The sequence below is a fragment of the Myroides indicus genome, from assembly GCF_004364575.1.
Classification (GTDB): Bacteria; Bacteroidota; Bacteroidia; order Flavobacteriales; family Flavobacteriaceae; genus Flavobacterium; species Flavobacterium indicum_A.
This window is the reverse complement of sequence record NZ_SOAG01000031.1, coordinates 24,193-33,743: the sequence shown is the minus strand read 5'-3', so window position 1 is coordinate 33,743 and position 9,551 is coordinate 24,193. Positions and strand designations below refer to the sequence as shown.

Here is a 9,551-nt window from a genome sequence, read left to right as displayed (position 1 = left end):
TTAAAGCAAGACTTATCAATTCCAAATCCTTCAATTTTGGTGTTCGTCTTTGGTAGGGCAATAAATTTTCATTTGATATTTTTCGTAAAACTTCCAAAATTCTTTCGTAATTTGCACCTAAGTTGTTCATTGTAAATGGTTTTGTAGTTAATTCAATTTACTGATTTTAAATCAAATGAACAACTTTTCTCTTCTTTAATTCATAATGCACAACGGGTATTATAATAATTTAGATAAAGCAATAACTCCATTTTCTAGTTCTTGTTCAGAAAGCGAGCCGTACCCCAATCTTATACCATTTACAGTTTGGTAAAAGCTATAAGCATCAGGTGTAATAATTTTTATGCCTTGGCTTTTTAACTTTTTTGATATTAGTATCCAGTCTACTTGCTTATTCGGAATAATCCAAAAAGCTAAACCGCCTTCAGGAATGGTGTAAGAAGCTTTATCTTTGATATACTTCTCAAGAATAGTTGCCATAAAATCTCTCTTGGCTTTGTAGTGATGCGTTGCTTTTTTAATATGTCGTTTTATTGTTCCGCCTTTGATGAGCTGTAAAACTGCTTTTTCCATAATACTGTCACCTTGAACATCGATAATTTTTCGCAGATTGCCGGTTTTTTCAATCAAAGTGCTATTATTGCTCACTAGATAGCCTATACGCAAAGCAGGCGCAACCACTTTGCTTAGGGTGCCAATGTAAACGTAATTTTTGAGCTCCGCAAAACTAGACAGAGGTAAAACCGGGCGATAACCAAAATGAAACTCATTGTCATAGTCATCCTCAATAATTGTAAAGTTGTACTCGTTTGATAATCTTATTAATTCTAATCTCCTTTTTAAACTCATCGTTGCTGTGGTAGGATATTGGCGATGAGGTGTAACGTATATCGCCTTGATTTTTTTACCAGATTCGAGATACGAAATGACGTCAGCAATGTTTAAACCATCTTTATCCACGCTTACGGGCAATAATTTTGCGCCGGCATTTTCAAAAGCCATCCAGGCAGGTTTATATCCCGGATTTTCAACGATTATATTATCGTTCTTAGTAAATAAATATTGTGATGTAAGATACATTGCCATTTGGCTGCCACGTGTGATGCAGACATTTTCTTCGTTGATTTGCATACCTCTTTGATGATTAAGCATTTGAACAATAGATCTTCTAAATTCTAAATCACCCAGTTCATTGCTGTATCCCATCATCTGCCACCGCGCTTTTTGATTGAATATTTGACGGTATGCTCTGGCTAATTCCGTAATAGGAGCAATTTTACTGTCTGGATGTCCGTCATCGAATTGTATTGAATAATGTTTAGGGGAGTGCTCTTTTATGGAGCGCGATATAGGAATGTTTTTTTGTGTTTCTGTAAAATCAGGCAATGTATCAGATACAAAAGTTCCTTGTCGCTCTTTAGAAAACAGCCAGCCTTCTATTATCAGTACATTCAGAGCTTCTACAACGGTATTTCGGTTGATTTTTAAAAGTTGCGCTAGATTTCTGCTTCCCGGGAGTGCATCACCTGCCTTTAATCTGCCGGAATGAATATCCTTGATGATTGCATCAGCTATTTGCAGATAAACTGGTTTATCTGATTTTTCGTCTAATTGTATTTCAAATTTCCAACCTCTTAACATCTGGACTATTTAATTTTATTAAAACTGTATCATATTAATAGTCCAAAGGTATGATACTTTTGTATTGCAATAGTGCAAAAACATTAAATTATTTTCAATTATGTCAAAATTAGAAACATCAACAGGAGTAAAAAAGACAATTCACACAGAACAAAAGCAATTTAGTTCTAAAGATTTTCATCAGACTTTTGCAAGACCAACATTTGTGAAACCTTCTCATGTTATTCACAAGAATGTTGAAAATGCTGGTGTACATAACCAGTTTTCAGAAGAACGTAAACACCCTGTCTTCTTTGTAGATCTCCCTAGTAAAAATGTAAGTATGACTATTGGGGGCTTACTGCCGGGACAGAAAACACATTTACACCGTCATACTTATGAAACGGTATTGTATGTGATTGAAGGGAAAGGGTGGACACGTGTAGAAGATGAAATTGTTGAATGGGAGGCAGGCGATGCTGTTTACATTCCATCATGGGCTTGGCATCAGCACCAAAATTTAAGCGACGATCAATCTGCAAAATATATTGCATGTGAAAATGCTCCGCAGCTCCAAAATTTAGGTGTTGCATTGCGTGAAGAAGAGGGCAGAGATTTTTAATTTTTAATGATTTTATAGTAAAATGAATAAAGAAACATTTAAAGGTGTAATCGCTTATCCGGTGACACCCTTTGACAGTAGCGAGAATATTGATATCCCTTTGTTTAAAAAACAGGTAGAACGTTTGGTAACGGCAGGTTCTCATGGTATTGCTCCATTGGGAAGTACAGGTGTAATGCCTTATTTAAATGACGGAGAAAAAGAAGAACTAGCCGAAACCTGTATCCGACAGGTAGCCGGAAGAGTACCTACTTTGGTAGGTGTTTCTAATCTTACTACGGAAAAAACGGTGTATCACGCACAATTTGCAGAAAAAGCAGGAGCTACTGCAGTAATGATTATTCCAATGAGTTATTGGAAGCTTACAGACGAAGAAATTATAAAACACTATGATACTGTTGCTTCTAAAATTTCTATACCCATTATGGTATATAACAATCCTGCTACAAGTGGTGTTGATATGTCGCCAGCCTTGTTAAAGCGTTTACTGCAAATCCCCAATGTAACCATGATAAAAGAGAGTACGGGAGATATTCAGCGCATGTATTATTTGCGAAAAGAATTAGGTGATGAGGTAGCATTTTTTAATGGATCTAACCCTTTAGCATTAGCTGCTTTTTCAGCAGGTGCGAATGGATGGTGTACTGCAGCTCCTAACTTGATACCTGAACTTAATATTGCTCTTTATAATGCCGTGCAGGAAAATAATATGGTGAAAGCTCAGAAAATATTTTATCAACAGATTGATCTGTTGAAATTTATTGTAGCAAAAGGCTTGCCGCGCTCTATAAAAGCAGGTTTGGACTTACTAGGAGTAGGCGGAGGAAACTTTAAGAGCCCTTTAAAACCACTTAGTGAACAGGAAATAGCGGAATTGGATAAAATGCTTTTAGCAATAAAAGACGAAGTGTATCAGTATTAATTAAAGTATAAAATCAAATGACAAAATCAATTTTTTATCATGCAGGATGTCCAATTTGCGTAAGTGCTGAAAAGGATATTTTAAATTTCATACCCGAAAATGAAGTTCAAGTAATCCATTTAGGAGAAAATAAAACAAAAGTAAAAGATGCGGAAGAAGCAGGTGTAAAATCTGTTCCTGCATTAGTTTTACCTAACGGAAATGTATTACATATCAATTTTGGCGCTTCAATCAAAGATTTAAGATAATTATTTAAAGCCTGAAAATTACTTCAAGTAATTTTCGGGCTTTATAAAAAAATGTTTTACAAGAAATATGGAATCACATAAAAAAGAAGTCAGTACAACGACAGGCTCTTCGGATAATACTGAAGTTATATTGAAATTAAACGGAAATATTCAAAATATAAAGTGGAATAAAAATACTGTTTTACTTGATGCACTGCTTAATTCCGGGGTTGCTGCTCCTCATTCTTGTTGCAGAGGTACTTGTGGTACTTGTGTTTGTAGATTGGAAGAGGGAGAAGTGCGTTTAAAAAGGAATTTTGTATTATCGGAAACTCATATACAGCAAGGATTGATTTTGCCGTGCGTAGCAGTTCCTGTAAGTGAGTGCATTACAATAAATTACGATGAATTTTAGGTTGAGATAAATAGGGAACTAATCCCATTTTATATCAGATCTTTATCTGTAATCAGCTTGTCATACACTTTTAAGTTTTCAATGACTTGGACGGATTTAAGTCTTTACATCTTATAAATGAAAAAAATAGCTTCTTCTGTTTTATTATGAATTAAGACTTTTTCGTTGAGTTCGTAAATGAAACAATTCTGCACCATTGTAATATTTGGCATTTTATAGTATGCAGGAGTTTTAATGTTATAATAGTATTTTAAATTATCTGTGTTTAATTGTAAATAGGAATACATTCTTCGATTTTTTTTGTAAAATTCTGTGGTTTAATCAGTTTCTTCAAAACTATCTTTTTTTACCATAGCTTAAGAAATCAGCATTTGTAGTGTAAGGTTGTTTTTTTAAAAGAATTATTTAGATTTTTAAAACTATTGAAAACATGTAAAAACCGTTTGTTTATAAGGATATAAATCTATTGTGATTTGAATGAAATAAGATGCCGACTTGAGAATTGATCGTTGATGACTATTTTATTTTAAGACCAATAAAAATGACAGTACCTATTTTCTTTTGGCTTTCTATTTTTAATTGAATATCTGAAATATCGGCTAATTGTGTGGCTATATTTAAACCTAAACCACTTCCTATAGTATCGGCTGAGTTATTATCATCTATTCGATAAAAACGATTTTGTATCATTTGTAATTCTTTCTCATCTATTCCAATTCCATTATCTTGGAAAGATAAAAAATATATGTTGTTTTTTATGAAAGAAGATACCGTAATTTTACCTTTAAAATTTGAGTATTTAATAGCATTGGACAAAATGTTGTCAATTATAATTTCAAATAATTCTTTGAAGTTTTCAGTAGTGTGAGTACAGATATCAGATGTAAAAACCGAAATTTGTTTTTCTTCTAATAATACCTGAAAGCGTTCAATTGAATTTAAAACTTCTTTTTTGATTTCGAATGTAGAAGGTTTTAACTCTATACTATTATTTTCAACACGAGATAATACTAAGAACTGCTCTACCAAACGCTCTAAACGTTCTACTTGCTTTAAGGTATAATTAATTTTTTCATTATATTCTTCTATGGTTCTTTTTTTGCGAATCAATATTTCTAAAGTTCCTTTTACAACAGCCAGCGGAGTCCTTAATTCATGTGATGCATCAGCAGAAAACTGTTTTGCTTTTTGTAATTGAGTTTCTAAACGTCCTACCAGAGAATTGATTGTTATTGAAAGCAGATATAGTTCATCTTTATTCTTAGGAAGGGTAATGCGTTCTGATAAATTGTTTTCTGTAATTTTTTTGGCGGTCTTTATAATGCTAAAAACTGGTTTTGTAGATTGTCCGGCAATTAGTCTGGCAAAAATAAAGATCATAACTACAGAAATTGGAAAAAGAATCATTAACCCCGTTTTTAAATAACCTAATGCGAGTTGATTATGTTTAGTTGAAACCCCCACAACCAAGTATCCAACAACATCGCCATGATGAATTAATTTAGTTTGTGAAATTAATAATTCTACAGTATTATAATTGGCGAGATAGGGAGTGTTTTCTTTTTGATTCTTATTCCACTCTAATTTGTTTTGAACCAAATTGGGCGAATTTTCGACTAATTGAAATTCTTGGTTGTAAATAGCGATGAAAACGGGATTTAAGGCAACATCAGTATGTTCTACTTCGTCCCATTCATGTGGATGAACATAATGTTCTAATGTAGGCTCGTGTAAAACATAGTCAAAATGGTGATCAGTTTCTTCTTTCAGTATTTCATATAATGTTTTGTTTATTCCGTAATTGACAGTATAATAAATAAACGCAAAAATAACTAGCAACACAATAGAAAATGTGAAACTATAAAAAAGGGCAATTCTATTTTTTAAGGATAAATTTTTAAACATCTTTACTAATATAGCCTAGACCGCGAACTGTATGTAAACGCGGATCATCTTTTTTTAAGTTTAATTTTTTGCGGATTGCGTTTACAAAAACATCAATAACACTCGTATCATATTCAAAATGAATGTCCCAAATGTTTTTGATGATTTCTCTTCGGGAGCAAACTTGGTTTTTATTGTTAAACAGATAGAATAATAGTTGAAATTCCTTTAAGGTTAAATCTACCAATTTACCGTTTAAAAATGCCTGATGAGTGCTGCTGTCTATCTCAATATTGCCTAAAGCAATGCGATTGGGTTTTGAGTTATTTCGCAAATAAACTTGAATTCTTGCAATGAGTTCGTCAAACGCGAACGGTTTCTTTATGTAATCATTCGCGCCTGCATTTAGCCCTTCAATAGTATCTTGAACCGTATCTTTTGCTGTGAGAAAAATAATAGGAGTGCTTCTGTTTTTATTTGCCGACTGTCTTATAGTTTTACATATTTCCAAACCAGAAATATTCAGCATCATCCAATCTAATAGGATGATATCAAACAATTGTTTATCAATGATATTTAAAGCCTCTTTACCGCTTAAACAATGGATCACAGAAAAACCTTCTTCCTGTAATCCTTGTTTTATAAAATGAGCGATTCCCATTTCGTCTTCTACCATCAAAACTTTTGCTGTACTCATACTAAGGTATTATTACATTTAACGAATTAGGCAAAACGGATACGTATATATTTTTGTCTTGTAATACAACAGCTTCTCCATCAATTTGAACTATAGTTTTCATTTTTATATTAGTAAATGTAACGGAGGATATTTGTAAAATATCTGCCTTTTTTACTTTGTCTATTCTTTTTCTTAAAGTATAGATTGAAAACTGAATCTGTTCTATAAAATTAAGCTTTTTTATAGCAAGTAGATCTAGTTTTCCATCATTTAATTTTGCATTAGGTGTAAAAGAAATGCCGTAACCTGCTTCGTTTGAATTAGAACAAAACAGAAAATAATAATCGTTTGTTAATTCTTTTTGATTTTCTAAGGTTATGGTAAAGGTTTGCGGGCTATATGAAAACATAACTTTAATAGAGGCAATAATGTATCCCCATAGTTTTCTTTTCTTTGATTGAGCATATTTTTCAATAACAGCTGCGTCAATCCCAAATCCTATATTGCTAAAGAAGTAGTTGCTATTAATTTTACCTACATCAATAGAAATTACTTTTTGATTTACTATTGATTTAAGGGCTTTCTCAATAGAAACAGGTGTTAAAAGATTGGCAGCTAATCCATTTCCTGAGCCAATAGGAATAATTCCCAGCGGTATATCAGTACCTACTAATACTTGAGCAACTTCGTTAACTGTTCCATCTCCTCCGCAAGCAACAATCATTGCTGGATTTAAAGGCAGGATGCTTTTAGTTAGCTCTGTTGCATGACCAGCCTTTTTGGTAAAGTGCGTTTGTATTGGTAAATGCTTATCAGTAAAAAATTGCTGTATTATGGGTTCAATATCCTTTCCTTTCCCTTTTCCTGCAATAGGATTAATAATAAAGATTATGCTATTTTTCATCTAATAATTTGTTGCTAAATAAATAATCTGCCGTTTGATAATTAGAAATAATAGATTGTTCAAAACCGATATCCATTTTAGTTTCATCTAAACTATCCTTAATCCATTTGTATTGATTAATTTTCTTTTGATCTGAAAGTATAATTACATCTTCATTTTTTTTCATTCCCAATTTAATGTAAGTTCCTATAAAAGAACGAGTATTATATTCCGGATCAAAAATATCTTTCCCGTAGAACTGAGAAGTGTAGTTCCAATTTAATAAAGAAAATAAGGTGGGGAAAATATCTATTTGTGAAACCTCTTTCGTAATCTTCTGGTTTGGAATACTTCTCATATTATAGATAAATGCAGGAATATGATGATTTTTTACATCAATAGCATTTTTGCCAGCACTACTGGCACAGTGATCTGCTATAAATACAAAAACGGTATTGCTAAACCAAGGTTTTTCCTTTGCCTTTGCTAAGAAATCACCAATAGCATAATCCGAATATTTTACCGCACCAGCTCTTCCTGTACCTGAAGGAATATCGATTTTACCATCCTCATAAGTATAGGGCTTATGATTTGAAGTAGACATGACCATAGCAAAAAAGGGCTGTTTTGTTAAGTATTGTTGATCGGCTACTTTTATAACTTTTCGATAAATATCGTCATCAGCGATTCCCCAAGCATTTTCAAATGTTACTTCGTCATCATTGATGTTATAGCGATGTGTATTTATTTTATCGCTTAAGATACTTCCACGACCTCGATCGTAAATGTCAAAACCATTCCCGCCAAAAAAAGCATTCATATTATCAAAATAACCATCCCCACCGTAAAAAAACATGTTGTGATATCCTTTTTCTTTAAAAACGTTTGAGATCGTGTATAGATTTTGATTGTCAACGCGCTTTACGATACTGTGTCCTGGAGTAGGAGGAATTGATAATATTACGGCTTCCATTCCGCGTACTGTACGTGTTCCGTTGGCGTACATGTTAGAAAAGTAAATACTGTTGTCAGCCAATTTATTTAAATTAGGTGTAATTGGTTTTTCATTGAATTGCTCTTGTAAAAATGAAGCACTCATGCTTTCCATTAAAACGAAAATGACATTTGGTTTCTGTTCCGGCTGTGTGGGATTTGGAGCCAGAATAGTTCTTCGCAAAGGATTTTTAAACTCTTGATCAAAAATAGTTTTAGAATCTTGTAATTCATTTTTTACTATGACAAAAGCTTGTTCAATGGAAATAGATGTATAGTGCTCGTCATATTTTAAATGGTTGTTTCTAAATGCTGAAAAGAACGAAAATATTCCGGCTTTAGATATTTCATTGTTATAGCGGTTTTCTGAAATTGAGCTTGTATCGTTATTTAAAAAATACAATGTACTTGACGCTATAAGCAGATTAAAAATAAAAACACCGATTTTTTGAATCAGAGTAGGTCTGCTATGAAATGTATAAAATAAGTATTTCCTTTTTTTTGTCACTAAAATGGTAATGCAGGTAATTAAAATAATTCCTCCGATTAATAAAGGCAGAGGGTATGATTCTTGAATGTTTTTAACGACTTCATAAGTATAAATCAGATAATCTACTGCAATGAAGTTGAATCTACTTTTAAATTCATCCCAAAAGGTTACTTCTGCAAAAAAAGTGAAATAGATAATTACCAAATAAAGAGTATAGATAAAGTATATGAATATTTTATCAAAAAAGGAGTTTATATATCTATTGGGTAATACTGCAAAATATAAGGTTATAATTAATGTAAAACAGCTTACAATGCTAATATCATATAGTAATCCAAACAAAATGGTAAGTAGCAAGCTGGTTATTCCCCAATCAAAATCATTTTTAACCCATACTAAAAATACAATTCTCAAAAGAAAAGAAATCAGTATAAATAATGAACTGAAAAACAATAAGATACTGTAGCGGTTTTTTGAAATATCCTTAAACATGGTTATAAATTTTGAACAAAGATATTTTGTAGTAGAGTTTTGTAAAAGGTGGAATATCAATCTTAAGCGAATCTTAAGTTTTATAATATGCAGTCATTTTCTGTCAGGATGTACAGATTAGTTGAACGATATCTCAACTGTTTTTTAATCTTAATTAGCGAAAATTACAGATTTCAAGATATTGGTAATAAAATTATAAATGAATTTTAAAAAGGTAGTAGGGAATTGAGTTGACCATTTTAAGTTTTGAGTACTTGTCAAAAACGAGAAAGCATTTCATGGTTTTTTAACTCTGAACTATCTTAAGTAGCTAGCTTTTATTAA

9 protein-coding genes and 1 pseudogene are annotated in these 9,551 nt (G+C 32.2%); 4 read left to right on the top strand and 6 right to left on the bottom strand.

Annotated elements, in window-relative coordinates; genetic code table 11:
* Both C8P70_RS14340 and pdxR read right to left on the bottom strand, forming a co-directional pair.
* A pseudogene (locus C8P70_RS14340) lies at positions 1-130 on the bottom strand (IS982 family transposase); the annotation flags it as partial.
* Between the two features lie 89 nt (positions 131-219).
* The gene (gene pdxR, locus C8P70_RS11900) at positions 220-1,641 is read right to left on the bottom strand and encodes a MocR-like pyridoxine biosynthesis transcription factor PdxR (protein ID WP_133713541.1); all 1,422 of its coding nucleotides are present in this window, start codon (positions 1,639-1,641) and stop codon (positions 220-222) included.
* A 100-nt stretch (positions 1,642-1,741) separates the two neighbouring features.
* Here pdxR and C8P70_RS11895 point away from each other — a divergent pair, with 100 nt between their 5' ends.
* The 4 genes from C8P70_RS11895 (at position 1,742) to C8P70_RS11880 (ending at position 3,806) form a co-directional block, all read left to right on the top strand.
* Positions 1,742-2,242 carry a cupin domain-containing protein gene (locus C8P70_RS11895; RefSeq protein ID WP_133713540.1) on the top strand — a complete coding sequence of 167 codons (501 nt, stop codon included), beginning with the start codon at positions 1,742-1,744 and terminating at the stop codon, positions 2,240-2,242.
* Positions 2,243-2,264: 22 nt separating this feature from the next.
* On the top strand, positions 2,265-3,164 hold the full coding sequence (locus C8P70_RS11890; RefSeq protein WP_133713539.1) for a dihydrodipicolinate synthase family protein: 900 nt from the start codon (positions 2,265-2,267) through the stop codon (positions 3,162-3,164).
* Between the two features lie 17 nt (positions 3,165-3,181).
* A complete protein-coding gene (locus C8P70_RS11885; RefSeq protein ID WP_133713538.1) occupies positions 3,182-3,412 on the top strand; it encodes a thioredoxin family protein in 231 nt (76 codons plus the stop codon).
* Between the two features lie 67 nt (positions 3,413-3,479).
* A complete protein-coding gene (locus C8P70_RS11880; RefSeq protein ID WP_133713537.1) occupies positions 3,480-3,806 on the top strand; it encodes a 2Fe-2S iron-sulfur cluster-binding protein in 327 nt (108 codons plus the stop codon).
* A 516-nt stretch (positions 3,807-4,322) separates the two neighbouring features.
* On the opposite strand, the gene C8P70_RS11875 is transcribed toward C8P70_RS11880, so the two are convergent.
* From C8P70_RS11875 to C8P70_RS11860, 4 genes are read right to left on the bottom strand one after another with little or no spacing between them, the layout of a single operon-like run.
* On the bottom strand, positions 4,323-5,648 hold the full coding sequence (locus C8P70_RS11875; RefSeq protein WP_166666224.1) for a sensor histidine kinase: 1,326 nt from the start codon (positions 5,646-5,648) through the stop codon (positions 4,323-4,325).
* A gap of 55 nt (positions 5,649-5,703) precedes the next feature.
* Positions 5,704-6,387 (bottom strand): response regulator transcription factor, encoded by a 684-nt coding sequence (locus C8P70_RS11870; RefSeq protein WP_133713535.1) that lies wholly within the window; start codon positions 6,385-6,387, stop codon positions 5,704-5,706.
* 1 nt (position 6,388) lies between these two features.
* Positions 6,389-7,273, bottom strand: a complete 885-nt coding sequence (locus C8P70_RS11865) for a diacylglycerol/lipid kinase family protein (protein WP_133713534.1) — start codon at positions 7,271-7,273, stop codon at positions 6,389-6,391.
* Positions 7,263-9,227 (bottom strand): LTA synthase family protein, encoded by a 1,965-nt coding sequence (locus tag C8P70_RS11860; RefSeq protein WP_133713533.1) that lies wholly within the window; start codon positions 9,225-9,227, stop codon positions 7,263-7,265. The genes C8P70_RS11865 and C8P70_RS11860 overlap by 11 nt, the downstream gene beginning before the upstream one ends.
* Positions 9,228-9,551: the final 324 nt, after the last annotated feature.